Below are 25,257 nucleotides of genomic sequence, written 5' to 3'. Positions count from 1 at the left end.
CATAGCGCAGGCGTGCTTATAATGCCGACGACTTGCGGGTTGGAAAGTAAGACGGAGATGACGGATGTTGCTACGCGGCCTGACGTGGCTGGTGCTGTTTCAATTGCTCGGCACGGCCCTCAATCATTTGCTGTTGCCCGTGCTGCCGGGGCCGATCATCGGCCTTTTGCTGTTGCTGGTATTCCTGATCGTGCGCGGTGAAGTCGGCGAGCCGCTGAACCTTGCCGCCGGTAGCCTGTTGCGTTATCTGCCATTGCTGCTGGTGCCGCCGGCGGTGGGCGTGATGGTCTATGCCACGGCGATTGCCGCGGATTTCTGGGCCATCGTCGGTGCGCTGGTGGTCTCGCTGATTCTGTCCATGGCTTTCGCCGGGGTGCTGATGCAACGGCTGGTCAAGCGTCACGCGCCGCATTCGGAGGAATCCTGATGCTGTTCGACTGGCAAGGTGCCTGGGCTTCGGTGATCCACCATCCGCTGTTCGGCATCGGCATCACGTTGGGGGCCTATCAACTGGTGCTGGCGGCGTTCGAGAAAACCCGCTGGATCTTTCTGCAGCCAGTGCTGGTTTCCATGCTGTTGGTGATCGGTGTGCTGGTCGGTTGCGGCCTGACTTACGTCGAGTACCGCAAGAGCACCGAGATCCTCAGCATTCTGCTGGGCCCGGCGACCGTCGCGCTGGCAGTGCCGCTGTATCTGAATCTGCGGCGCATCCGCCAATTGTTCTGGCCGATTTTTACTACGCTGGTGATAGGCGGGGTGGTCGCCACGGGCATGGGCGTGGCGCTGGGCTGGTGGTTCGGTGCCGATCACATGATCCTGATGACCATGGCACCGAAGTCGGTGACATCACCGATTGCCATGCTGGTGGCCGAGCAGATCGGTGGCGTCGCGGCGCTGGCGGCCGTGTTTGTGTTGATCACCGGGGTGATCGGCGCGATCTTCGGCCCGGCGCTGCTGAACCGTCTGGGTGTGCACAGCCCGGAGGCGCGGGGCATGGCGCTGGGCATGACGGCGCATGCGGTCGGTACGTCGGTGGCGTTGCAGGAAAGTGACGAGTGCGGCGCCTTCGCGGCACTGGCGATGAGTCTGATGGGCGTGGCCACGGCGGTGTTCCTGCCGTTGGCGGTGTCGATGGTGGTGTAAGGAAATGTCTATGAGTCTGCCGCTTTTTCCGCTGAATACAGTGCTGTTTCCCGGCTGCAATCTGGATTTGCAGATCTTCGAGGCGCGCTACCTGGACATGATCGGTCGCTGCATGAAACAGGGCGGCGGGTTTGGCGTGGTGTGCATCCTCGAAGGCCATGAAGTCGGCGCTGCCCCTGAAGGTTTCGCCATGGTCGGTTGCGAAGCGCGGATCACTGATTTCCAGCAGCAGGACAACGGGCTGCTGGGCATCCGGGTGCAGGGCGGGCGCCGGTTCATCGTGCAGCGCACCGAAGTGCAACGTGATCAGTTGATCGTTGCCGAGGTCGACTGGCTGGACGAAGAACCCGAGCAACCCTTGCAGGATGAAGATGCCGATCTGGTGGCTCTGCTCAAGGCCCTCGCCGAACACCCGATGGTCGAGGCGCTGAACATGGGCATCGAGGCGGCAGGGCAGCAGTCACTGGCCAATCAGTTGGCGTACCTGTTGCCGTTCGCCGAGGAAGACAAGATCGACCTGCTGCAACTCGACGATCCGCAGCAGCGACTGGATGCGATCCAGGCGCTGCTCGACGAGTTGCAGGGCGAGTTGTTCGCCTAGAGCGGCTTATTCGGGCCAGACGATATCGTTGGCGAACCACTCCTTGCCCCTGTCCAGTGTCAGGATCGGCTTGCCTGCCAGGGCAACCTTGTCGATCAGGGCGTCATACTCATGCCGGTTGAATGCACCACTGTGGGTGCGCTCTTCAATGGAATCGCCGTATTGAACCTGCTCGCCAATGTCATCGACCTTCGCGGCCCGAGTGAAGGTTGAGTCGAGCAACCACAGGCGCTGCGACTCGATGCCCCGCTTCGAGGTCGATATCAGTGCTTCGAGTTCATCGTCGGGAAACCACGCACCTTTGCGGGTGGCTGCGTCATTGAGGAAGTGGTTCTCCTCCCTGGGGACCACTTCCAGCTTTCGCGTGTCGATGACGTAGGCAAATACAAACTGCTGATTGTGGCGGATCGTTTCGTAGTTGCGCTCGGAGTCCAGTTCCACGTCGGATACATCAGACCAGTCGTTGTCCGATTCGCCCGACTCGACATCGGGCTCGCCGGGCTTTCTGCCGGGGAATTTGTTTTTCTGGTTGTTGTAGCGCAGGTATTCCGGATCGGGGGGCCTGGTACCACGGCCGGCGTATCCCCTGACGAGTTCAAGGCTGACCGTGGCGCTGATCGGCTTCTCCGTTGTCGCGCCACGGGGATGCTTCAGGCGCGGTAGCATCCGGCTGTCGTTATAGAACTCGAAAGGCGTGCGCTCATCGCCCCTGAACAGAGCGGGAATGTCGGTGCGGTACAGACAATCGCTGCTGTTGCGCAAATAACCCAGCTTCGCAAGAAAGGCCTCCAGAAACGCTCCGCTGACACTTTCATCGAAGTCGCCAAGACCGTGGTGCAGCAGCTTGCCGTTGCGCAATGGCAGGAGCAGCGGTTCGATTTCCTGGTGGAGCGCATCGAAGCGGGTCGGATCGTTTACGTCCATTGAGCGAAGCTTGTGGCTGTCCGCCCAGCGGGGAAGCATCAACGGATTGGCGATCAGGTCGTCACGCAGTTGAACGTGCTGGCGGGGGGAGAGATTGTAGGAGCGCAACAGTACGACGCGTTCACCGTGAGTCATTTGTGGATACAGCCGCTTGAAGTGTTCGTTCAACAACTCGGTGGTGGCGGCTTTCAATTGTATCGGTAGCGGTTCGGGCGAAGGTTGCTTGCTCGACACAGGCGCTGCGCCGTCCGAGTCCGTCGGATGTGGTCGTTTCAGCGGCCTGGACAGGCTCCACGTTGTCTCACCGGTATTTCGGTAGAGGGCCGGACCGGGCGCGAGCTTCTTGTAAAGATCCATTGCCCGGTAAGTGCCCAGGCTGTTATCGAACTCCACGTATACCGTGCCGACCTCTTTCACATCGACGAACTGGCGCCCGACGATATAACGCAGGCCTTCTTCGTTGGCCGGTTGCATGTTGCGCAACAGTCCGGGGTTCAACAGGTAGCCGTTCAAGCTCGTGGGTGTTTGCCGGGAGCCCGCTGGCAAGTCCGATATCTGTACACGAGGTGGTTCGGATGTGCCGGCGGGTGGCGGGGTATGCCCCGGGTTTTGCCCACGTGAAGTGAACGGATCGGGTGATTGATGTTGCGGCGGCTGTGGAAGCAGTGGCCGTAACCGGGGTGGTTGAGCGAGCGGGTCGACAGGCGTGTTTGGTCTGTGAGGGCTGGTCGGCGCGGGTGGTTTGGGTCGCATGGTGTCATTCCTTGACGATGATCAGGTGCTCGATCGGTATCGAGCGGGAGGGAGCACTTTCCGAGCTCCAGACATGGGTGTCGGTGTTGTAGAAGATGCTGGCGGGAGTCCCGTCGCGCAGACGAATGTTGCGAACCTGCACGTGGCGGGTCTCGAGTTCGTCACGTTGTTGATGATCGGCGATGTCCTGGATGATTGCCTGAACCGATGAATAGGTGCGGGCATCCACGGCGTAGAGACCGATCACCTCGAACAGGGCGTTGATCCTGTAACGGTTCCCCGATGTGACCACTACCTCGACGGTTTCCAGTGGCAATGCGGGGTCGTTGCTGTCCGGCAGGTGAATCCGGATGCTGCCGATCTTCAGCAGGTTGTCCTTGATGGCAAGGTCGTGCGAAGTAATCTGCTCCTGCAGATGCTGTGTGTGAACGTGCCAGGTGGATGACCCTGAAATGCTGGCGTCGGCCTCGGCGGTGGACAGTCGGATGGAGAGGTGGCTGGCGGGAAGCAGCTCGTAAGTCGAGGATCGTCCTTCCAGCCAGTAGGTCGCATGGTGTTCTGCAGCCTGAAAATCGACCCGTTGCGGTGTTGCCTTCAAGGTGCGTTTTTCGATGAAAGGCCGGACGAAAATGTATTTGCCGGCCCGCTCGCGCAATGAGGCGCGGCTCTGGATAGTGGTGTAACCGCTGTTTTTTGCATCCTCAAGATACGAGTTGCCAGGGAGTTCGAGGGCATAGGAAACGCCGTCACGCATGATCAGGGTCACGGGATGGTTCATCAGCCAGCCGGAGGCCATGATCCCGGCGCCCATATCGCTTTTCTTGCCTGGATGTTCACTCACGGCACCGTGCAATGAAAGCAGACCTCCTCCCGGGCCGAAAGTGATGGTGAAGTGAACGTTCGAGTAGCCGAGAAACGTGAACGCACCGGGCTCCGTTTTTTTCACGGTATAGATGGCCCGGACTTCGTCGATTTCCGAACTGTCGCGATCGACATAAAGGGTGCTCCGGGTGGGCTTGCCGTTTTGCCGGGTCACCAGGATCGTGTGATGGACATCGCGGGAAACAAAGTAGGACGAGTGCGTCTTGTCCGAAAGATTGAAAGGGCGGTCATTGACCGGGACCGGCGAAGCCTTGGCGATGCCGGCAGTCAGAACGCTGACAGTCACCGACAGATCGTTCGGATCCGTGATTTCGGCAGGCCACTCCGGTTGCAGGTGATAACCGTCCTGGGTGACGAACGTCCATTTGTCATTGCGTAACGAGCGCTTGCCGTCGATGGACCGGTACACCGCTTCGAGAACCAGTTCCCGTTGTGGCGAGCGCACGTCGTCGTCGCGCAGTGATTCGATGACCAGTGCGTTATTGCGGATGTACCAGCGCTGGATGCTTTCGAGCGGTACACCCAGATAGACCTTGCTGGGTTCCTGTCCATCTTCGCAGATGGAAACGTGGCGACTCATCGGGTCGAGCTGATAGATATCGCTGCCAGGGCCGCCATCGACCGTGACATGCAGACCCCGCACGGAAATCTGGTCGTCCCCGGCACCGGCCTCGACGCGGTCATTTCCATTGGCGGCGATGATGTCCGCCTGATCGGAGCCGGTCACGCGATTGACCGCGCCGGCGAGCGTCTCGACCTTTTCGATGGATTTGAGTGTCGAGTGCAGTACCGGCTCGAGTTTCGGGTCTACGGGTCGCAACGACAGCCTGCCGTTTTTCAGGTCGATGTCATAGCCGAGGTGGCGCGGCGGGGCGGGGAGATGATCCAGATGACTGTGTTTGCCTTGCAGCCATAACAGATCGATACCGTCCCCTCCCGACAGCTCGCTTGCCTTGATCGGATCGCATGAAAGAGCTTCGGACGCCGACTGAAAGATAAAGGAGTCACCCTTTTCTCCGCCATGCAGCACTTTTCTGCCGGTGCCATAGCTGAAAAAGTTGGCTTTATTCTGCACACCCTGCACAGCGTCCTGGCCGCCGCCGAGACTCCAGAACACGCCCTTGGCCGGATCACTTTTTACTTTGGAGAGAATGGAATCCGATGTCGGCAGGCCACCCCTTGCGTCGTAAACGTCATCGGTGTCAACGATGACCGGCAGGTTTTCGGTCTTGTATGGCGAGTCGCCCTGGTTCCACTCGTAGTAATAGATGCGAGTGGGCTGCAGCCGGACCTCGAACCGGCCATTGACGATTGCGTCGACGCTCTCCTTGAATTCATTGTCGAGCCAGGCGAGGCTGCGGGTCTTCAGGGCTTTGGCATAGTCGGCGGTGGTCTTGGCAATCAGGTAGCGATCCATCAGCGTCTTGTCCTGATCCTGACCGGTGAATGCGAACCAGCCAGCACGCCAGCGTTCGTTCACGGTCAGTTCGATGTAGTCGTCAATGTCGTCGACCGCCCGGACGGCGCCATAGATTTTCGCCCCGACAATCATGATTGCGGCGGCGGCAATACCCACCGGGCCTGCCGCCTGGAATCCCGCCAGCGCTGCGCATCCAAGGGCCAGGGACAACGCGCCACTGAATACGCTCAGTCCGCCGGTGACGTACAGGTCCTGAGCTTCCTTGCCCTGGGCCTTGGCCGCATCGTTGAAGGATTTGATGGCGGTATAGATATCGAAGGGCAACGTCAGCACGCTGGCGATCAGTCCGGCTCCGCGACACAGCCACTTGCCCATGGCGGTCTTGCCGAATTGTTCGAAGGCCATGGACCCCTGGCGGATCATATGCTCGCCCGTCTTGCCCAGCGTGTACTCGACACCCAACGAGGTGATTTCCGCGAGGCCTCCGCCGACGTTGATCAGTGCTTCAGCCGTGTCGCCTTTCTTCAGGGCGTCGATGGCGCCGATGTAAGCGCTGTAGAGACCATATGCCTGCATCCCGACGCCCATGCCGGCCATCCCGCGGCTTTTTGTTTTATCGACCCAGTCCGGCAAGTGTTCGGGCAATGGATCTCGACGAATGTCCAGACGTTGGGTGGCGTTCAGCAAGTTGTTTATCTTGCTCATGGCCTCAGCGAATTCGCCCGTGGATTTCTCTCGCATGAGCGGTGGGGCGTCGGGGGAGCGCTGAGTGACGATTTCGTACAGCAGGGGCGAGATCTGAGCGTTTTCCGGTGAGGGTACGGATCTCATGCGCTGTTCGATCTGAGCCGTATCGAATTCCAGTGCATCGATGAACGCTTGGTCAGGTTCGGAAAAGTAGGTGTTGGTCGCCGAGAGGGTTTCCCCATCGATTCGGCCGCCCAAGGCCTGGAGAGTCTGGCGGCTGACACTGAATTCTCCAATGCGCAGAGGGCCGAACAGGGTGTCGAGATCCGCAAGCCCGGGTTTTTGGCCCGAGGGCTGAAGGGGCGGTTCCTGGCGGATGTTCAGGTCGGATATTTTGATCGGAGCCGACGGTCGGTCAGTCCGTGAAACAGGGTTCAGCTGATTGGTCAAAGTCATGGTTCTTTTCACAAGTCCGTTTGTGGTGCTGCTGCCGGAATGTGGCATGGGGCACGGACTTGTTCATGAGCATTTGCTTTGCCAAATGTTTGATGACGCTCATCGGCACCGGATGCACCGATGAGCGTTGAGCGCGGGCTCAGTAGGCATATCGCAACAAGGTATGTGGCAGATGCCGCAGTACAAAGAAACCGAACAAGGCGACCAGCGCCGGCAGCACCAGCCACCAGACTTTCTGCGGCATCGCTTCAAGGGGCGAGCGGCGCTGAATCAGCCACAGGCTCGCTGCGCAGACACAGGCGGCGAGCATGGCACCGGCCAGGACATCCGTCGGCCAGTGTGCCCCCAGATACACCCGCGACAGCGCAATCGCCAGCGCCGGAATGCAGCCGATCAACAGCCAGGTCAGGCGCAGTCTTGGCGGTTGTCCACGTCCGGCCAGCACGGCGAGGGTCAGGAACAGCGCGAACGATCCGGACGCATGGCCGCTGGGCATGCTGTAACTTGTGATCGGATCGGTCAGCACCTCCGGGCGCACCCGGGCGAAAAACAGTTTGGTCCCGGTGTTGGCCAGCGCAGTGACGAGCAGGGTACTGCCGGCAAAGATCGCCTGACGCCACTGGCGGCACAGCAGCAACAGGCCGGTCAGCAAAATGCTGAACACCAGCATGTTGCGGAATTCGCCGATCAGGGTGAAGACCACCGCGACCTCGTCGAGCACCGCGCTGCGGTGCTCCTGCACGAGGGTCATGACGCCCTGGTCGAGCGCGGTCAGATACGGATAACCGATGAACAGCGCGATCAGGATCAACAGGCTCATGCTGCTGATCCAGATCGTCGCCCGGCGGTGACGGCGCAGGCTGCTGTTGGCGCTCAGGCCGACCATCACCGCAATGCTGGCGGCGACAATCCCGGCCTGCAGCCAGAAACCTTCGGGCAATGGCAGACGAATCGCCGCCCCGGTGGCCCAGCCCGGCAGCAGGTAGGCGATGCTCCAGCCAGCCGCCGCCAGCAGGCTGACGGCAACGAAGCGCGGGAAGGGCATGTCGCACATCCCGGCGACCATCGGCAGCATCGGTCGCAGCGGACCAATGAAACGCCCGACCAGCAGACTGGCGATGCCGTAGCGCTGGAAGTAGGTCTCCGCGCCGGCCATCCACTCCGGGTGATGACGCAGACCCGGCAGGCGCCGGATGTTCTGGTGGAAGTGGCGACCGAGGAAATACGACACCAGGTCGCCGAGAATCCCGCCGAGAAAGCCCAGCAACAGGGTCTCGCTCAACGACAGCGCACCGCTGCCGGCAAGTGCCGCCACGGCGAACAGCAACACCGTGCCGGGAACGATGATCCCGGCAATCGCCAGGCATTCGACGAAGGCCACGACGAACACCGCAGCAGCCAGCCACTGCGGATTGGCGGCCAGCCATCCGGTCACGCTATCGAGCCATGGGCCCATACAACACACTCCATTTCATTGATGTCCCTGGTCGGCGTAGCGCAGAGGGGAAGTTCACAGCAGAAAGTAATCGCGCCCTTCGACCTGACCCCGACGCAGCGGGTTCCGGGTGCACCATTGGGCGTAGGCCGCATCGACGAAGCGATACATCAAATGCTCGTCACGGCCATGGGGGATGCCCAGGCGGGTGGTCTGGATGATGTGACCAGGCGCTGGGCCGGTGTCTTCCACCAGCAGTATTTCGTGGTCGAAACGCTTGGCATCCCACGCCGGCACTTTCAGCCCCAGGGCTTTGCACAACAGGGTCTGCCCGGCGCAAAGCTTTTGCGACGGTCGCGGGCGGCCCTGTGCATCGGGGTTGTTCAGCAGCATCTGCGCCAGACTGGCCGGGCCGCTGATCTCGTCGACCCAGGGATAGGCGGACTTGATCAGCACCGCATTGCCAGGCCCTTGGGCACTGAAGTTCAACGAATCGCCGCCACGGGCGTAGTACATATAGATGTGGCCGCCATCCAGAAACAAAGCCTTACGCTTTTCCGTGTAGCCGAGAGAGGCGTGGCTGCCTTTTTCTTCGCAGTAATACGCTTCGGTTTCGATGATCCGGGCGCTGAGCCACAGGTCGCCGACCCGGTGGCGGATGACTTTGCCCAGCAGATCCCGGGCAAGTGTCTGGGCGTCACGGTCAAAAAAAGCGTCTGGAAGGCCCAGCGGCAGGCGCTCGGCACGGGCGCGAACGGTCAGGTTGGACATGGCAAACGGTGTTTATCCAGGCGAAAGAGGTCGTGATGATAACAATCCGAGCCTTAATTACGGCTGAACATCGGCAAATCGCCGTCCATTTCGACCATCCGCCCGTCACCGCTGTTAGTCCCGGGACGCGACAGCTATAATCTGCCGCTTTCCTCTTTGCCAAGACCCCAGCAGACCATGACTGAGTCCGTTCTTGACTACATGACCCGATTGGGTCGCGCCGCCCGTGAAGCTTCCCGGGTCATCGGCCGTGCCAGCACCGCGCAGAAAAACCGCGCCCTGCTGGCTGCCGCCAATGCGCTGGACACCGCCCGCGCCGAGCTTGCGGCAGCCAATGAACAGGATCTGGCCGCCGGTCGCGCCAACGGTCTGGAACCTGCACTGCTGGAGCGCCTGGAACTGACCCCGGCCCGCATCGACGGGATGATCGTCGGTCTGCGCCAGGTGGCAGCCTTGCCGGATCCGGTCGGTGCTATCCGCGACATGAGCTTCCGTCCGTCGGGCATTCAGGTCGGCAAGATGCGCGTGCCGCTGGGTGTGATCGGGATCATCTACGAATCCCGTCCGAACGTGACCATCGACGCCGCCAGCCTGTGCCTGAAGTCCGGCAACGCGACCATCCTGCGTGGCGGTTCCGAAGCGATTCATTCCAACCGCGCGATTGCCGCCTGCATCCAGCGTGGTCTGGCCGAAGCCGAACTGCCGGCCGCCGTGGTGCAAGTGGTGGAAACCACCGACCGCGCCGCCGTTGGTGCCCTGATCACCATGCCCGAGTACGTCGATGTGATCGTGCCGCGCGGTGGCCGTGGCCTGATCGAGCGCATCAGCCGTGACGCCCGGGTGCCGGTGATCAAGCATCTGGACGGCATCTGCCACGTCTATGTCAGCGAACACGCCGACCTGCCGAAAGCCCAGCGCATTGCCTTCAATGCCAAGACCTATCGTTATGGCATCTGCGGCGCGATGGAGACGCTGCTGGTCGATCAAAGTGTTGCGAAGGATTTCCTGCCGTCGATGGCAAAACAGTTCCGCGAAAAAGGCGTCGAGCTGCGTGGCTGCGAGCGCACCCGGGCGATCATCGAGGCGGTAGCGGCGACTGAAGAAGACTGGAGCACCGAGTATCTGGCGCCGATTCTGTCGATCCGCGTGGTCGACGGTCTGGACCAGGCCATCGAACATATCAACCATTACGGTTCGCACCACACCGATTCGATCGTCAGCGAAAACCTCGCCGACACCCGGCAGTTCGTGGCCGAAGTCGACTCGGCATCGGTGATGATCAACACCCCGACCTGCTTCGCCGATGGATTCGAATACGGATTGGGTGCCGAGATCGGCATTTCTACTGATAAGCTGCACGCCCGTGGCCCGGTGGGCCTCGAAGGACTGACCTGCGAGAAATACGTCGTGGTCGGTGATGGCCAGTTGCGCGGCCAGGCGACGGTCTGACTTGTCCGACCTCGACCCGAAAGCGCCGAAATCCGGCAGGAAGTCTCGCCCCAAACGCGTTGGTGTCCTGGGCGGAACCTTCGATCCGGTGCATGTCGGCCATTTGCGCGGCGCGCTGGAAGTCGCCGATGCGCTGGCGCTCGATGAGCTGCGCATGATGCCCAGCGCCCGGCCGCCCCATCGCGATACCCCGCAGGTGTCGGCGCAGGATCGGCTGGCAATGGTTGAATGTGCGGTGGCCGGAGTGCCGCCGCTGGTGGTGGACGCCCGCGAATTGCAGCGGGACAAACCGTCCTGGACCATCGATACCCTGGAGTCGCTGCGCGCTGAACTGGCCGCCGAGACCCAGGTTTTTCTGCTTTTGGGCTGGGACGCATTTTGCGGCCTGCCCACTTGGCACCGCTGGGAGGAGTTGCTCCAGCATTGCCACATCCTGGTGCTACAGCGCCCGGACGCCGACAGCGAACCGCCGGATGCCTTGCGCAACCTGCTGGCAGCGCGTTCGGTGAGCGACCCGCTGGCCCTGAAAGGGCCGAGCGGACAGATTGCATTCGTCTGGCAGACACCGCTCGCGGTCTCCGCCACCCAGATCCGTCAACTGCTGGCCAGCGGTAAGTCGGTACGTTTCCTGGTGCCCGACGCGGTCCTGGCCTACATCGATGCGCACGGTCTGTACCGTGCGTCGAACTGAACAAGGCGTGCTCGAGTAACACGATCATCGTGGGACGAGCCGCCGAATACATGAGCAAAACGAGTTTTATATGACTGACAAAGACCAAACCAAAGTAAAGCGCAAAGGCACGTTCAAGAGCGCTCCGCTGCCGGAAGTCGCCAACACCAACGAGCCGCTGAAAGGCGACGAGCTGGTCAAGGTGGCTGTGGCTGCCCTGGAAGACGTCAAGGCCCAGGACATCCAGATCATCGATGTGCGCGACAAGCAGAGCATCACTGACTACATGATCATCGCCACCGGTACTTCCAACCGTCAGATCAACGCGATGCTGGACAAGGTTCGCGAAGAAGTGAAAAAGCAGGGCGCCAAGCCGCTGGGCGAAGAAGGCAAGGGCGACAGTGACTGGGTGCTGCTGGACCTGGACCTGGTGATCGTGCACATGATGACCGCCTCGGCCCGTCAGTTCTACGACCTGGAGCGCCTGTGGGCCGGTGCCGAGCAAAGCCGTGCGGCAGACGCCAAGCACCACAGCCCGGAAAACACCCACGAGCACTTCACCAAGCTCAACAAAGACCAGCTGTAAGGGAAGCGCTGTGCGACTGCGACTGATCGCCGTCGGTTCACGCATGCCCAAGTGGGTGGAAGAAGGCTGGCATGAATATGCCAAGCGTCTTCCGTCCGAGCTGGCGCTGGAACTGGTGGAAATTCCGCTCAATACCCGTGGGAAGAATGCCGACGTGGCCCGCTTCATCCGTCAGGAAGGCGAAGCCATGCTGGCCAAGGTCGGGCACAACGAGCGGATCGTCACCCTCGAAGTGCACGGCAAGCCCTGGAGCACCGAGCAGCTGGCGGTCGAACTCGACCGTTGGCGGCTGGACTCGCGCACGGTCAATTTCATGGTCGGTGGCCCGGAAGGGCTGGCGCCGGAAGTCTGTGCCCGCGCCGACCAGCGCTGGTCGTTGTCGACGTTGACGCTGCCGCACCCGTTGGTGCGCATCCTCATCGGCGAGCAGTTGTATCGTGCCTGGACCGTGTTGTCCGGCCACCCTTACCACAAGTAATCCTGCCCTCATGTCCCAGCCGATCCGCATCAAGGACCACGAAAAAGACGCCCGCCTGGTGCGTAGCCGCGTCGTGTTCGGGGCCATTGCGGTGGTGCTGCTGATCTGTGTGCTGATTGCCCGGCTGTATTTCCTGCAAGTGATCCAGTACGAGTATCACTCGACTCTTTCGGAAAACAACCGCGTCCATGTCCAGCCGATCCCGCCGACCCGTGGCCTGATTTACGACCGCAACGGCGTGGTGGTGGCGGATAACCGTCCGAGCTTCAGCCTGAGCATGACCCGCGAGCGCTCCGGCGACTGGCAGCAGGTGCTCGACGTGATCGTCGAAGTGCTGGAGCTGACGCCGGAAGACCGGGTGATCTTCGAAAAGCGCATGCGCCAGGGGCGTCGGCCGTTCGAGCCGGTGCCGATCCTGTTCGAGCTGACCGAAGAGCAGATCGCCCGGATCGCGGTGAACCAGTTCCGTCTGCCGGGCGTGGAAGTGGTCGCGCAACTGGTGCGTCACTACCCGCAGGGCGCGCATTTTGCGCACTCGGTGGGGTACATGGGGCGGATCAACGAGAAAGAGCTGAAGACCCTTGATCCGGTCAACTACAGCGGCACCCACCACATCGGCAAGACCGGCATCGAGCGCTTCTACGAAGCCGAGTTGCATGGCCAGGTGGGTTACGAAGAGGTCGAGACCAACGCCCGGGGCCGTGTGCTGCGGGTACTCAAGCGTACCGATCCGGTGCCGGGCAAGGACATCGTCCTGAGCCTCGACATCAAATTGCAGGAAGCCGCCGAAGCCGCGCTGGGCGGGCGACGCGGCGCAGTAGTGGCGCTGGACCCGAACACCGGTGAAGTGCTGGCGATGGTCAGCCAGCCGAGCTTCGACCCGAACCTGTTCGTCACCGGCATCAGCTTCAAGGCTTACGCCGAGCTGCGCGATTCCATCGACCGGCCGCTGTTCAACCGCGTGTTGCGCGGTCTGTATCCGCCGGGCTCGACGATCAAGCCGGCGGTGGCGATTGCCGGTCTGGACGCGGGCGTGGTGACGGCGTCGAGTCGGGTGTTCGACCCCGGCTACTACATGCTGCCCAACTACGATCACAAATACCGCAACTGGAACCGCACCGGGGACGGCTTCGTCGACCTCGACACGGCGATCATGCGGTCCAACGACACCTACTTCTATGACCTGGCGCACAAGCTGGGCATCGACCGGTTGTCGGCCTATATGAACAAGTTCGGCATCGGCCAGAAGGTCTCGCTGGACATGTTCGAAGAATCCCCCGGCCTGATGCCGTCCCGCGAATGGAAGCGCGCTACCCGAAAGCAGGCATGGTTCCCGGGCGAGACCCTGATTCTCGGGATCGGCCAGGGCTACATGCAATCGACGCCGCTGCAACTGGCCCAGGCCACTGCGCTGGTGGCCAACAAGGGTGTGTGGAACCGTCCGCACCTGGCCAAGACCATCGAAGGCGAGAGGCCCAAGGATGAAAACCCGATGCCGGACATCGTCCTGCGCGATCCGTCGGACTGGACCAAGGTCAACCACGGCATGCAACAGGTGATGCACGGTGCCCGGGGTACCGCGCGCAAGGCGTCGATCGGCGCGCAATACCGGATTGCCGGCAAGTCGGGTACGGCCCAGGTGGTCGCGATCAAGCAAGGCGAGAAATACGACCGCTCCAAAGTGCAGGAACGCCACCGCGACCACGCCCTGTTCGTCGGTTTTGCGCCGGCCGACAACCCGAAAATCGTGGTGTCGGTGATGGTCGAGAACGGTGAGTCCGGGTCCGGTGTTGCCGCGCCTGTGGTGCGTCAGGTGATGGACGCCTGGCTGCTGGATCAGGACGGACGCTTGAAGGCCGAATACGCCAGCCCAATCAGTGCGGAGGCTACGGCCCGTGAAGAATAATTTCGATCGCATGCTCTCCAGTGAGGATGTGATGCGTCGCCGCGCGACGCTGCTGCAACGCCTGCATATCGACGGACCCTTGCTGGTCCTGCTGCTGATCCTCGCCGCCGGCAGCCTGTTCGTGCTGTATTCGGCCAGCGGCAAGAGCTGGGACCTTCTGGCCAAGCAGGCCACGTCGTTCGGCATCGGCCTGGTGTCGATGATCGTCATCGCCCAGTTCGAACCACGGTTCATGGCCCGTTGGGTACCGCTCGGTTATGTGGTCGGGGTGGTGCTGCTGATGGTGGTGGACATCATGGGCCACAACGCCATGGGCGCGACCCGCTGGATCAACATTCCCGGGGTGATCCGCTTCCAGCCATCGGAGTTCATGAAGATCCTGATGCCGGCGACCATCGCCTGGTATCTGTCCAAGCGCACGTTGCCGCCGCAGCTCAAGCACGTCGGGATCAGCCTGATGTTGATCGGCGTGCCGTTCATTCTGATCGTGCGTCAGCCGGATCTGGGCACGTCGCTGCTGATTCTGGCCGGTGGCGCGTTCGTGCTGTTCATGGGTGGGTTGCGCTGGCGCTGGATCCTCAGCGTGCTGGCCGCCGCCGTACCCGTGGCGATCGCCATGTGGTTCTTCATCATGCACGACTATCAGAAGCAGCGGATCCTGACCTTCCTCGACCCGGAAAGCGATCCGCTGGGCACCGGCTGGAACATCATTCAGTCGAAGGCCGCCATCGGTTCCGGTGGCGTGTTCGGCAAGGGCTGGCTGCTGGGTACCCAGTCGCACCTGGACTTCCTGCCGGAAAGCCACACCGACTTCATTATTGCGGTGCTGGGCGAAGAGTTCGGGCTGGTGGGCATTTGCGCGCTGTTGCTGATCTATCTGCTGCTGATCGGTCGCGGCCTGGTGATTACCGCCCAGGCCCAGACCCTGTTCGGCAAATTGCTCGCCGGCGCCTTGACCATGACGTTTTTTGTTTATGTTTTCGTCAACATCGGTATGGTCAGTGGCCTGTTGCCGGTGGTGGGGGTGCCGTTGCCGTTCATTAGCTACGGCGGAACTTCGCTGGTGACGCTGCTGTCAGCGTTTGGGGTTTTGATGTCGATCCATACGCATCGCAAGTGGATCGCACAGGTTTGAATAAGGTGAAGAGTTCAATGCAAGTAATGCGTGACTGGGCGACACGATACGCACCGTGGCTCGGCCTGGTAGGCATCCTTGGCAGCGCGCAGGAAGCGCTGGCCGGCGATTACGAAGGCTCGCCCCAGGTGGCCGAATTCGTCGGTGAAATGACCCGCGACTACGGTTTCGCCGGCGAGCAACTGATGGCGGTGTTCCGCGAGGCCCAGCGCAAGCAGGCGATTCTCGACGCGATTTCCAAACCCGCCGAACGGGTCAAACAGTGGAAAGAATACCGGCCGATGTTCATCACCGACGCGCGCATCGCCCGTGGTGTGGACTTCTGGCGCCAGCACGAGGCGGTACTGGCCCGCGCCGAGCAGGAATACGGCGTTCCGGCTCAGGTGATCGTGTCGATCATCGGCGTCGAGACCTTTTTCGGACGTAATACCGGTAATTACCGGGTGATCGATGCCTTGTCCACGCTGGGTTTCGACTATCCTCCCCGTGCCGAATTTTTCCGCAAGGAACTGCGTGAGTTCCTGCTCTTGGCTCGCGAAGAACAGGTCGACCCGCTGACCCTCAAGGGTTCCTACGCCGGGGCGATGGGCCTGCCGCAGTTCATGCCGAGCAGTTTTCGCGCCTACGCGGTGGATTTCGACGGCGATGGCCACATCAATATCTGGAACAACCCGGATGATGCGATCGGCAGCGTCGCCAGCTACTTCAAGCGGCACGGCTGGGTGGCCGGCGAACCGGTGGTCAGTCGTGCCGATGTGCGCGGCGAGCAGGTGGATGAAGGCCTGACTACTGGCATCGAACCGACGAAAACCGTCGGGGAGTTGCGAGCGCTGGGCTGGTCAAGTCATGATGCGCTGCGCGATGATATGCCGGTTACTGCATTTCGCCTGGAAGGCGACAATGGCCCGGAATACTGGATGGGCCTGAAGAATTTCTACGCGATCACGCGTTATAACCGCAGCGTGATGTACGCCATGGCTGTACATCAACTGTCTGAAGAGCTGGTAAAAGCACGGGGCGTCAAGTAATGCAGGCATTGCCTATCAACAAACCCCTGAAGCTGGTGGCATTCGCTGCGTTGGCGGTGCTGGTCGCCAGTTGCTCGACCAGCCGGGCGCCGACCCAGAAATACGCCTCCAATACCGTTCGTGCCCAGCCGGGTCTGGACATCAACCGGGCCCACAAGGACGGCGCGCCATGGTGGGACGTCGATGTGTCGCGCATTCCGGACGCCACGCCGACCCTGCACACCGGCCCGTACAAGGCCAACCCTTATACCGTGCTGGGGAAGACCTACTTCCCGTTGCAGGAATCCAAGACCTACGTGGCCTCGGGTACCGCGTCCTGGTACGGCACCAAGTTCCACGGTCAGAACACCGCCAACGGCGAGGTCTATGACCTGTACGGCATGAGTGCCGCTCACAAGACCTTACCGCTGCCAAGTTACGTTCGGGTGACCAACCTGGACAACAACAAGAGCGTGATCCTGCGGGTCAACGACCGCGGGCCGTTCTATTCGGACCGGATCATCGACCTGTCCTACGCTGCGGCCAAAAAGCTCGGTTATGCCGAAATCGGCACCGCGCGGGTCAAGGTCGAGGGTATCGACCCGCAGCAGTGGTGGGCTGCGAAGGGCCGTCCGGCGCCTTTGATGCTCAACGAACCGCAAGTCGCGCAGAATGCTGCGCCGGTGATCACGGCTTCGGCCGGTACCATCGAGCAGTGGACTCCGCCGCCGCAACAGCATGCCTCCGACACTGTACCTGTACAGATCGGCGCAAAAAAAAACGCTTCTGCACCAGCGTCTGGCCAGTATCTGCAGGTGGGCGCGTTCGCCAACCCGGACGCTGCAGAACTCCTGAGGTCGAAGCTCAGCGGGATGGTGAGCGCTCCGGTGTTCATCAGCTCGATCGTGCGCAATCAGCAGACCCTGCACCGGGTACGCCTGGGACCGATCGGTTCGCCGGGTGAAATTGCCCAGGTGCAGAACAGCGTGCGCCTGGCCAACCTTGGTTCGCCAAGTGTGGTCACCGAGTAAGTAATACGTAGCACTTGATTGACGGTTCACCAGCGATTGGGGGGTGAATCAGGTTGTTGGCTCGTCGAAGAACAAAAGCCCGGCAAAGGGTGACTGGAGTGAGCAACTGAACACGCGATGACTCGTTAGAAAGTCATCTGATTAATTTTGCCCGCAAGGGCAGTTTCCATTAGCGATTTCGAGAGACGGATGAACATCACCACCTTTGCCAAACGCCTGTGTCTGCTAGTCCCGCTGCTCCTCTCGCCAGCCGCCTTCGCGGCCGAGATGATGCCGTCGCCACCTCAACTGGCCGCAAAAGCCTACGTGCTCATGGACGCCAGCAGCGGCAACGTGCTGGTGGAGAACAACGGTGACCAGCGTCTGCCACCGGCCAGCCTGACCAAACTGATGACCGCGTACATTGCAACGCTGGAAATCCGTCGTGGCCAGATCGGTGAAAACGATCCGGTGACCGTCAGCGAAAACGCCTGGCGCACCGGCGGTTCGCGGATGTTCATCAAGGTCGGCTCGCAGGTGACTGTCAGCGACCTGCTGCACGGCATCATCATTCAGTCCGGCAACGACGCCAGCGTCGCGGTGGCCGAGCACATCGCCGGCAGCGAAGACGCTTTCGCCGACCTGATGAACAAGACTGTCGCCGATCTGGGCATGACCAATACCCACTTCATGAACCCGACCGGCCTGCCAAACCCTGAGCACTACTCGTCGGCTCACGACATGGCGATCCTGGCGCGTGCGATCATCCACGAAGACCCGGCTCACTACGCGATCTACTCGCAGAAAGAGTTCTTCTGGAACGGCATCAAGCAGCCTAACCGCAACCTGCTGCTGTGGCGCGACAAGACCGTTGACGGTCTGAAAACCGGTCACACCGATGAAGCCGGCTACTGCATGGTGTCTTCGGCTGTACGTGATGGCATGCGTTTGATCGCCGTGGTGTTCGGCACCAACAGCGAAGTGGCTCGTGCTGCCGAAACCCAGAAACTGCTGACCTACGGTTTCCGTTTCTTCGAAACCCAGACCTTCTACCAGAAGGGCACCGAACTGGCTCAGGCCCCGGTGTGGAAAGGCACCACCAGTCAAGTCAAGGCCGGCCTGGCTGAAGACCTGACCATGACCCTGCCGAAAGGCCAGCTGAAGAAGCTCGCCGCCAGCATGACCATGAACCCGCAACTGACCGCGCCAATCGCCAAGGGCGACGTGATCGGTAAAGTCGAAGTGAAACTGGACGACAAGGTGGTGCACAGCGCCGACCTGATCGCCCTGGACGCTGTCGAGGAGGGTGGTATCTTCCGCCGCATGTGGGATAGCATCCGTCTATTCTTCTACGGCTTGTTCAACTGATTCGAGTTGACCTGCATGGCCCCGTTCCCTTCCGGAGCGGGGCCTTGTTCGTTACCGGGCTTACGCTTACGAGGCCGTTACGCCATGACCGATACCGAAGTAAAGGCGCCAAAGATCGAATTTCCGCAGGTTGATTATCCGGTTAAGGTAATCAGCGATACGGGCGTCGGCAACAAAGACAAGATCATCGACATCGTCAAGAAACACGCAAAGATCAACGATGAGCGTGTCGACGAGCGTCAAAGCAGCAACGGCAAGTACACCACCATCCAGTTGCACATCGTCGCGACCGACCAGGATCAGCTGTACAACATCAACAGCGAACTGCGGGCGACCGGCTTCGTACACATGGTGTTGTGATGCCGGGCACGCTGGGCTTTCGCGAACTTGGCCAGATGGCTTACGAGCCGGTCTGGCATGCCATGCAACGCTTTACCAACGAACGCGGCAGTGATGCCGCCGACGAAATCTGGCTCGTCGAACACCCGCCGGTGTTCACTCAGGGTCAGGCCGGCAAGGCCGAACATCTGTTGCTGCCGGGAGATATCCCGGTGGTTCAGGTCGACCGCGGCGGGCAGGTGACTTACCATGGCCCCGGCCAACTGGTGGCGTACCTGTTGCTGGATGTACGCAAACTGGGTTTTGGCGTACGCGACCTGGTCACGCGCATGGAGCGCTGCCTGATCGAACTGCTGGCCAGCTACGGTGTGACCGCCGTGGCCAAGCCGGATGCTCCCGGCGTCTATGTCGACGGAGCGAAAATCGCTTCTCTGGGTTTGCGGATTCGCCACGGTTGTTCCTTTCATGGCCTGGCCCTGAACGTGGATATGAACCTGGAACCGTTTCGACGGATTAATCCCTGCGGCTATGCCGGGCTGGCGATGACCCAGCTGAGCGATCACGCAGGATCGATTGAATTTGCCGAGGTAAGTGCCCGGCTGCGCGCGCAGCTCGTCAAACACCTCGACTATGCTGAGCAGACGACCCTGACGGGCGGAATCGACTGATATGACTACTGATGCAGTGCAAACCATGATCCCGACGCTCGACGTGACCGAGCGCCCGGCCCCGCGTCCCAAGGTTGAAGCCGGCGTCAAGCTGCGCGGCGCCGAGAAGGTTGCACGCATCCCGGTGAAGATCATTCCGACCACCGAACTGCCGAAGAAACCCGACTGGATCCGCGTGCGCATCCCGGTTTCGCCGGAAGTCGAGCGCATCAAGAGCCTGTTGCGCAAGCACAAGCTGCACAGCGTCTGCGAAGAAGCGTCCTGCCCGAACTTGGGCGAGTGCTTCTCCGGCGGCACCGCGACCTTCATGATCATGGGCGACATCTGCACCCGTCGCTGCCCGTTCTGCGACGTGGGTCACGGTCGTCCGAAACCACTGGACGTCAACGAGCCGGAAAGCCTGGCCATCGCCATCGCCGACCTGAAGCTCAAGTATGTGGTGATCACCTCGGTTGACCGCGACGACCTGCGTGACGGCGGTGCCCAGCACTTTGCCGACTGCATCCGCGAAATCCGCAAACTGTCGCCGAACGTGCAGCTCGAGACCCTGGTCCCGGACTACCGTGGCCGCATGGACATCGCCCTGGAAATCACCGCGGCCGAGCCACCGGATGTGTTCAACCACAACCTGGAAACCGTACCGCGCCTGTACAAGGCTGCGCGTCCGGGTTCGGACTACCAGTGGTCGCTGACCCTGCTGCAGCGTTTCAAGCAGATGATGCCGCACATTCCGACCAAATCCGGCCTGATGCTGGGTCTGGGCGAGACCGACGACGAAGTCATCGAAGTCATGAAGCGCATGCGCGAACACGACATCGACATGCTGACCCTGGGCCAATACCTGCAACCGTCCCGCAGCCACTTGCCGGTGCAGCGTTTCGTGCACCCGGACACCTTCGCCTGGTTCGCCGAGGAAGGTTACAAGATGGGCTTCAAGAACGTCGCGTCCGGTCCGTTGGTGCGTTCGTCGTACCACGCCGACGAGCAGGCGAAACTGGTCAAGGCCGAACTGCTCGGTTCCTGATTCAGCGCTGAACGAGAAAATGCCCGCCGGGGTTTACCGCCCGGCGGGCATTTTTTTGCCCGGACTACACTCGTTGTTCACTTTTCCTGCAATCTGCGGCGCAGCCGAGCCTCTTCTGTTTGTCGCCGTTCCTGACTACTGTGTGTGCATGACTTTACACAGGGAGATCCATGGATGACCGTTCGACCGACCCACACCCTTTTTCCGCACAAGCCTGTGCCGGCGCTGCCGTCGGAAGGGCTGATAGGCGTTATTGCGCCCGCCGGTCCCGGCGCGCTGGATACCGAAAAGGCCATCCAGTGGATGCGCGCCCGGGGTTACGGTTTGCGGGTGTTTCCTGGCGTCTACGAGAAGGATGGTTATCTGGCCGGCAGCGACAAGGTGCGGCTCAATGATCTGCACGCGGCGTTCACTGATCCCGAGGTTGACGCAATCATCTGTCTGCGTGGCGGTTACGGCACGCCGCGCCTGCTGGATCAAATCGACTACGATCTGCTGGCGCGCCATGCCAAGCCCTTTGTCGGTTACAGCGACATCACCGCGCTTCATCTGGCCATCAGTCGCTACGCCGGGTTCGTGACCTTTCACGGGCCACTGTTGAACGCCGACCTGTTGGGGGACAAGGAGCCGCCGACGGTGACGTCGTTCTTCGCCATGTTGCGCGGTCAATTGAAGGCCGGCAGTGTGATGAGTCATCCGGTGGCTTATCCATTGACCACGGTTGAGCCCGGCATCGCTCACGGGCGTTTGCTGGGCGGCAATCTGGCGATGATCGCCGCAACCCTGGGTACGCCCTACGAAATCGACGTCGAAGGGGTGATCCTGCTCATCGAGGACGTCAACGAGCCGCTGTATCGGATCGACCGATTGCTGACCCAGATGCGTCTTGCCGGCAAGCTGGCTCGATTGCGTGGCGTGTTGGTCGGGGATATCGCGGGAGTGGATGTCGATGCGCTGAATCGCCTGCTCAAGCAGACCTTCGAGCCGCTGCGGATCCCGGTGCTGTCGGGCTGGCGCAGTGGGCATTGCGATCCGAACCTGACCTTGCCGCTGGGCGCGCTGGTGCGGCTGGATGCGGGGAAGAAGGAATTGATGCTGGAGCAGGATGTGGTAATTCGTTAAACGAGCCACAAAAAAACCGCCGCCTGAAGAGGCGGCGGTTTTGTTTTTACTGGCTACGCAAGCTTTCCAGCAGCTTGTGCGTCGGATAGCCATCCGCCGGCCAGCCAAAGGACTGCTGCGCACTGCGGATCGCCTTGCGCGTATTGGCACCGATGATGCCGTCTGCGGTGCCCGCGTCGTAGTTGCGCGCGGTCAGCAGGTTTTGCAACTCGATACGCTCGGTACGGCTCAGCGGTAGATCATCCTTCGGCCAGGTGCCGTTGATCAGGCCTGCGCCGTTGAAGCGCTCGGACAACAGGCTTACCGCCAGGGCATAGGACGACGAGTTGTTGTACTTGAGGATCGCCCGGAAGTTGTCGAGGATCAGGAACGCCGGGCCACGATAGCCGGCCGGCAACAGCAGGGCAGCCGACAATTGCTCGGAGCCAGCCGGTGCCTGGCCACCGTTGGGCAGGATCACACCCAGTTGTCGCCATTCGGCGACACTCTTGCGAATCGCGCCATCCGCCAGGGTGTAATTGAAACCGCTCGGCAGCTGCACCTCGAAGCCCCATGGCTGACCACGCTGCCAGCCGGAGCTTTGCAGGTAATGCGCAGTCGAGGCCAAGGCGTCAGCCGGGCTGCCCCAGATGTCACGGCGACCGTCACCGTCGAAATCCACGGCGTGGGTGTTGTAGGTGGTCGGGATGAACTGGGTCTGGCCCATGGCGCCGGCCCAGGAACCGAGCATTTTCTCCGGCGTGATGTCGCCCTGTTGCAGGATCTGCAGCGCCGCGATCAGTTGCGCGTGAGCAAAGGCCGGGCGGCGACCTTCATAGGCCAGGGTTGCCAGAGAGTTGATCACCGATTTGGTGCCCTGGAACTGACCGAAATTGCTCTCCATCCCCCACACCGATACCAGCGCCTGGCGATCGACGCCATAACGTTGCTCGATGCGTTGCAGGATATCGGCGTACTGGTTGATCAAGGCCTGGCCTTTACGTACTCGCAGCGGCGACAGGGCGCCGTCCAGGTACTCCCACACCGGGCGGGCAAACTCGGGCTGGCTACGGTCGGCGCGGATCACGCTGGCATCAAAGCTTACGTTGGCAAAGGCGCGATCAAACACATCGGGGCGGATACCGGCGGCCAGGGCGTCCTTGCGGAAACCTGCCTGCCACTCGGCGAAAGTCTGGGTCGGTTGCAGATCGAGGTCGTCACCGGACGGCACTACCGGCGGAATGAGCGCAGGGGCCGTGGCAACGGGAGCAGTCTGAAGCGGTTGCGCGTCGGCGGCGGTGGGTTTCTCCGCGCAGGCGACAAGCAGTATGAAACTTGTGGCAGCGATCAGTTGGCGAACGGGCCAACGACGGGAAAGACTGAGGGGCATGCACAGGTCCAGGGGATACGAATCAGGTGCAGACCTTAACATGAGGAAGGGGTGGTGCGCTTCAAGCGGCCAGAAAGTAAGAAGCCTCCCAGCTGTCAGACTGGAAGGCTTCGCGGCGGTAGCTGCCTTTACCCTTGGTTGGTCGTTCCTGGCGGCTGCGGAACAGGGGTTGGGCGACGATGGATTTGGCCTTGTTATGGCCATGTTTCGATGGCTTTTTGCTCATGAGGTTTCTCTCGAGTGAGTGGGTTTTGCGCGGCAAATGATCTGCCGATGTCAGGCGTCTGTCTATAGGACTGAAGGCGCGATGTTCTGTAGGAAATGGTCTGTGCAAAAAAAGGGATCGCAGGGTGCGATCCCGGGTTTCACTCGGCAGGTAGCGTCAGACGCTGACCGGCCATCAACAGCGCCAGACGGCTGAGGCTCATCCACGGGGAACCGGCTGCCTGGCCCTTGATCTGCGCATCGATGCGCTGGGCTTCGAGCAACAATTGCGCCCAGCGTTGCGCCGAGTAGCGTTGCAGGGCCTTGCTCATCAGCGGTTTGCGTTTGTCCCAGACCGGCGGTTTCGCCTGACTGAAGCACTTGTCCAGCGGCGTACCCTGGCTGTACTGCAGGGAGATGTTGGCCAGCAGACGCAGTTCCCGAGCCAGGGCCCAGAGGATCACCGGCGGCTCGACGCCTTCACCGCGCAGGCCTTCGAGCATGCGTAGCGCGTGAGCCGGTTCGCCATTGAGCACCGCGTCGGTCAGGCCGAACACGTCAAAACGCGCACTGTCGGCCACGGCCGCCTGCACGGTTTCGACGGTGATCTGTCCGCCTTCGGCCATCAGCTTGAGCTTCTCGATCTCCTGCGCGGCTGCCAGCAGGTTGCCTTCGACCCGCGCGGCGATCAGTTCGACCGCGTCCTGACTGGCCGAGAGGCCGGCCTGAGACAGTCGCTGGCGAATCCAGCTCGGCAACTGATTGGCATCCACCGGCCAGATCTGGATGAACTGGGTCTGCTGACCTTCGACCAGCGCCTTGCCCCACTTGGTCTTCTGCGCGCTGCCATCCAGCTTGGGCAAGCTGATCAGCAGCACCGTGTCTTCGGCGGGGCGCGAGCAGTATTCGATCAGCGCGGCGGCACCCTTGTCACCGGGCTTGCCGGACGGCAGGCGCAGTTCCAGCAGGCGCTTTTCAGCGAACAGCGACATGCTGGCGCCGGCCAGCAGCAGCGTACCCCAATCGAAATTGGCGTCGGCAGCGAAGACCTGACGTTCGTCGAAACCTTGCTGACGGGCAGCGGAACGAATGGCGTCGGCAGCTTCCTGGCACAGCAGCGGGTCATCGCCGCTGATGATGTAGACCGGCGCAAGGGCGCCTTGCAGGTGTTTGCCAAGTTGGGCGGGAGCGAGCTTCATAAGAGAGGGCGAACGGGGCGTCTGAGCGCCCCGGACGTCTTACTGCTGCGGCAGTTCGAGCGGCGACTGGCGCGGGGTTTCCGCTTCAGCCTTCTGCGCCGCTTCCAGGGCGTCGGCTTCAGCCTTGGCCCGGGCGTTGGCGGTCTGCTGCAGGGCATCCAGTTGGGCCGGCGTCAGTTGCTGCAGGCGCAGCATCATGCGCTGGACCAGTTCGCGGCGGGTTTCACGGCGGGCATCGTTGGCTTCCTGGTCGGAGCCGACAAGGTTGTTGCCGTCGTGAATGAACACTTTTTGCACTTCAAGCTTGTCGCTTTTGAGCAGCAGGTCTTTTTCGCCACGAATATCGTAGTTGAGCACGGTGGTCACTTGATACTCGCCAGTACGACCGGCACCGGCGTAGCTGAGGATGCGCTGGTTTTCCTGCTCATCGGCCAGGAACAGCTTGTACGGTGCACCGGAGACAATCTTGACGCCGCTGGCCTCCAGCACCTGACGCAGTTGCGTCACGGTTTCGCCGTAGGCGTTACGGGCGCTCAGATCGAGCTCCTTGATTGTCAGTTCGGTGGTGCCGGTGCCGCGCAGCTGGAAACCGCAGGCGCTCAACAGGACAGCGAGGCCCATCACCAGCAGATTGCGTTTGATCATTGTGTT

24 protein-coding genes are annotated in these 25,257 nt (G+C 61.3%); 16 read left to right on the top strand and 8 right to left on the bottom strand.

Features of this window, described 5'->3' with window-relative positions:
• Positions 1 to 64 precede the first annotated feature (64 nt).
• From AC07NR_RS26755 to AC07NR_RS26745, 3 genes are read left to right on the top strand one after another with little or no spacing between them, the layout of a single operon-like run.
• Entirely contained in the window at positions 65 to 427 is a 363-nt protein-coding gene (locus tag AC07NR_RS26755; protein ID WP_085697620.1) for a CidA/LrgA family protein, read from the top strand.
• Positions 427 to 1,143, top strand: a complete 717-nt coding sequence (locus AC07NR_RS26750) for an LrgB family protein (protein WP_305835648.1) — start codon at positions 427 to 429, stop codon at positions 1,141 to 1,143. Before AC07NR_RS26755 ends, AC07NR_RS26750 begins: the two co-directional genes overlap by 1 nt.
• Positions 1,144 to 1,153: 10 nt before the next feature.
• Entirely contained in the window at positions 1,154 to 1,744 is a 591-nt protein-coding gene (locus AC07NR_RS26745; RefSeq protein ID WP_305835647.1) for an LON peptidase substrate-binding domain-containing protein, read from the top strand.
• Between the two features lie 6 nt (positions 1,745 to 1,750).
• On the opposite strand, the gene AC07NR_RS26740 is transcribed toward AC07NR_RS26745, so the two are convergent.
• The 4 genes from AC07NR_RS26740 to AC07NR_RS26725 form a co-directional block, all read right to left on the bottom strand.
• Positions 1,751 to 3,142 (bottom strand): hypothetical protein, encoded by a 1,392-nt coding sequence (locus AC07NR_RS26740; protein WP_495079825.1) that lies wholly within the window; start codon positions 3,140 to 3,142, stop codon positions 1,751 to 1,753.
• 283 nt (positions 3,143 to 3,425) lie between these two features.
• Positions 3,426 to 6,866, bottom strand: a complete 3,441-nt coding sequence (locus AC07NR_RS26735) for a calcium-binding protein (RefSeq protein WP_495079824.1) — start codon at positions 6,864 to 6,866, stop codon at positions 3,426 to 3,428.
• A 139-nt stretch (positions 6,867 to 7,005) separates the two neighbouring features.
• Entirely contained in the window at positions 7,006 to 8,322 is a 1,317-nt protein-coding gene (locus AC07NR_RS26730; protein ID WP_495079823.1) for a bifunctional DedA family/phosphatase PAP2 family protein, read from the bottom strand.
• Positions 8,323 to 8,376: 54 nt separating this feature from the next.
• A complete protein-coding gene (locus AC07NR_RS26725; RefSeq protein ID WP_495079822.1) occupies positions 8,377 to 9,072 on the bottom strand; it encodes a DNA-3-methyladenine glycosylase in 696 nt (231 codons plus the stop codon).
• 177 nt (positions 9,073 to 9,249) lie between these two features.
• Between AC07NR_RS26725 and AC07NR_RS26720 the strand changes: the two genes are divergently transcribed.
• The 13 genes from AC07NR_RS26720 (at position 9,250) to AC07NR_RS26660 (ending at position 21,834) form a co-directional block, all read left to right on the top strand.
• Complete coding sequence (locus tag AC07NR_RS26720) at positions 9,250 to 10,521, top strand: glutamate-5-semialdehyde dehydrogenase (protein ID WP_495079821.1); 1,272 nt, start codon at positions 9,250 to 9,252, stop codon at positions 10,519 to 10,521.
• Positions 10,490 to 11,212 carry a nicotinate-nucleotide adenylyltransferase gene (nadD, locus tag AC07NR_RS26715; RefSeq protein WP_495079820.1) on the top strand — a complete coding sequence of 241 codons (723 nt, stop codon included), beginning with the start codon at positions 10,490 to 10,492 and terminating at the stop codon, positions 11,210 to 11,212. The genes AC07NR_RS26720 and nadD overlap by 32 nt, the downstream gene beginning before the upstream one ends.
• 70 nt (positions 11,213 to 11,282) lie before the next feature.
• Positions 11,283 to 11,777, top strand: a complete 495-nt coding sequence (gene rsfS / locus AC07NR_RS26710) for a ribosome silencing factor (RefSeq protein WP_085712284.1) — start codon at positions 11,283 to 11,285, stop codon at positions 11,775 to 11,777.
• A 10-nt stretch (positions 11,778 to 11,787) separates the two neighbouring features.
• Positions 11,788 to 12,255, top strand: a complete 468-nt coding sequence (gene rlmH / locus AC07NR_RS26705) for a 23S rRNA (pseudouridine(1915)-N(3))-methyltransferase RlmH (RefSeq protein WP_495079819.1) — start codon at positions 11,788 to 11,790, stop codon at positions 12,253 to 12,255.
• Positions 12,256 to 12,265: 10 nt separating this feature from the next.
• Positions 12,266 to 14,161 (top strand): penicillin-binding protein 2, encoded by a 1,896-nt coding sequence (gene mrdA / locus AC07NR_RS26700; protein ID WP_305835639.1) that lies wholly within the window; start codon positions 12,266 to 12,268, stop codon positions 14,159 to 14,161.
• Positions 14,162 to 14,192: 31 nt separating this feature from the next.
• The gene (gene rodA / locus AC07NR_RS26695; protein WP_085712360.1) at positions 14,193 to 15,296 is read left to right on the top strand and encodes a rod shape-determining protein RodA; all 1,104 of its coding nucleotides are present in this window, start codon (positions 14,193 to 14,195) and stop codon (positions 15,294 to 15,296) included.
• 17 nt (positions 15,297 to 15,313) lie between these two features.
• A complete protein-coding gene (mltB, locus tag AC07NR_RS26690) occupies positions 15,314 to 16,324 on the top strand; it encodes a lytic murein transglycosylase B (protein WP_085712282.1) in 1,011 nt (336 codons plus the stop codon).
• On the top strand, positions 16,324 to 17,334 hold the full coding sequence (locus tag AC07NR_RS26685) for a septal ring lytic transglycosylase RlpA family protein (protein WP_495079818.1): 1,011 nt from the start codon (positions 16,324 to 16,326) through the stop codon (positions 17,332 to 17,334). Before mltB ends, AC07NR_RS26685 begins: the two co-directional genes overlap by 1 nt.
• Positions 17,335 to 17,523: 189 nt before the next feature.
• A complete protein-coding gene (locus AC07NR_RS26680; protein ID WP_065259591.1) occupies positions 17,524 to 18,681 on the top strand; it encodes a D-alanyl-D-alanine carboxypeptidase family protein in 1,158 nt (385 codons plus the stop codon).
• Between the two features lie 84 nt (positions 18,682 to 18,765).
• A complete protein-coding gene (locus AC07NR_RS26675) occupies positions 18,766 to 19,041 on the top strand; it encodes a DUF493 domain-containing protein (RefSeq protein WP_007958664.1) in 276 nt (91 codons plus the stop codon).
• Complete coding sequence (lipB, locus tag AC07NR_RS26670) at positions 19,041 to 19,688, top strand: lipoyl(octanoyl) transferase LipB (protein ID WP_085712280.1); 648 nt, start codon at positions 19,041 to 19,043, stop codon at positions 19,686 to 19,688. The genes AC07NR_RS26675 and lipB overlap by 1 nt, the downstream gene beginning before the upstream one ends.
• Positions 19,689 to 19,713: 25 nt before the next feature.
• The gene (gene lipA / locus AC07NR_RS26665) at positions 19,714 to 20,712 is read left to right on the top strand and encodes a lipoyl synthase (protein WP_162803535.1); all 999 of its coding nucleotides are present in this window, start codon (positions 19,714 to 19,716) and stop codon (positions 20,710 to 20,712) included.
• A gap of 174 nt (positions 20,713 to 20,886) precedes the next feature.
• The gene (locus AC07NR_RS26660; protein WP_248740509.1) at positions 20,887 to 21,834 is read left to right on the top strand and encodes a S66 peptidase family protein; all 948 of its coding nucleotides are present in this window, start codon (positions 20,887 to 20,889) and stop codon (positions 21,832 to 21,834) included.
• Positions 21,835 to 21,880: 46 nt separating this feature from the next.
• Here the strand turns inward: AC07NR_RS26660 and AC07NR_RS26655 are convergent, their stop codons facing one another.
• The 4 genes from AC07NR_RS26655 to AC07NR_RS26640 all read right to left on the bottom strand — a co-directional run bounded on the left by AC07NR_RS26655 (position 21,881) and on the right by AC07NR_RS26640 (position 25,251).
• Positions 21,881 to 23,203: a lytic murein transglycosylase gene (locus AC07NR_RS26655; RefSeq protein ID WP_495079817.1), complete on the bottom strand. Its 1,323-nt coding sequence runs from the start codon at positions 23,201 to 23,203 to the stop codon at positions 21,881 to 21,883.
• A gap of 61 nt (positions 23,204 to 23,264) precedes the next feature.
• Positions 23,265 to 23,429 (bottom strand): alternative ribosome rescue factor ArfA, encoded by a 165-nt coding sequence (arfA, locus tag AC07NR_RS26650; protein WP_007958672.1) that lies wholly within the window; start codon positions 23,427 to 23,429, stop codon positions 23,265 to 23,267.
• A 139-nt stretch (positions 23,430 to 23,568) separates the two neighbouring features.
• Positions 23,569 to 24,606, bottom strand: a complete 1,038-nt coding sequence (holA, locus tag AC07NR_RS26645; RefSeq protein ID WP_085712276.1) for a DNA polymerase III subunit delta — start codon at positions 24,604 to 24,606, stop codon at positions 23,569 to 23,571.
• A 39-nt stretch (positions 24,607 to 24,645) separates the two neighbouring features.
• Complete coding sequence (locus AC07NR_RS26640) at positions 24,646 to 25,251, bottom strand: LPS-assembly lipoprotein LptE (RefSeq protein WP_305835633.1); 606 nt, start codon at positions 25,249 to 25,251, stop codon at positions 24,646 to 24,648.
• Positions 25,252 to 25,257 lie beyond the last annotated feature (6 nt).

The sequence above is a fragment of the Pseudomonas sp. GW821-FHT09C09 genome (assembly GCF_059418105.1).
The sequence above is the reverse complement of the archived record's forward strand: the minus strand, read 5'-3'. Positions and strand labels throughout refer to the sequence as shown.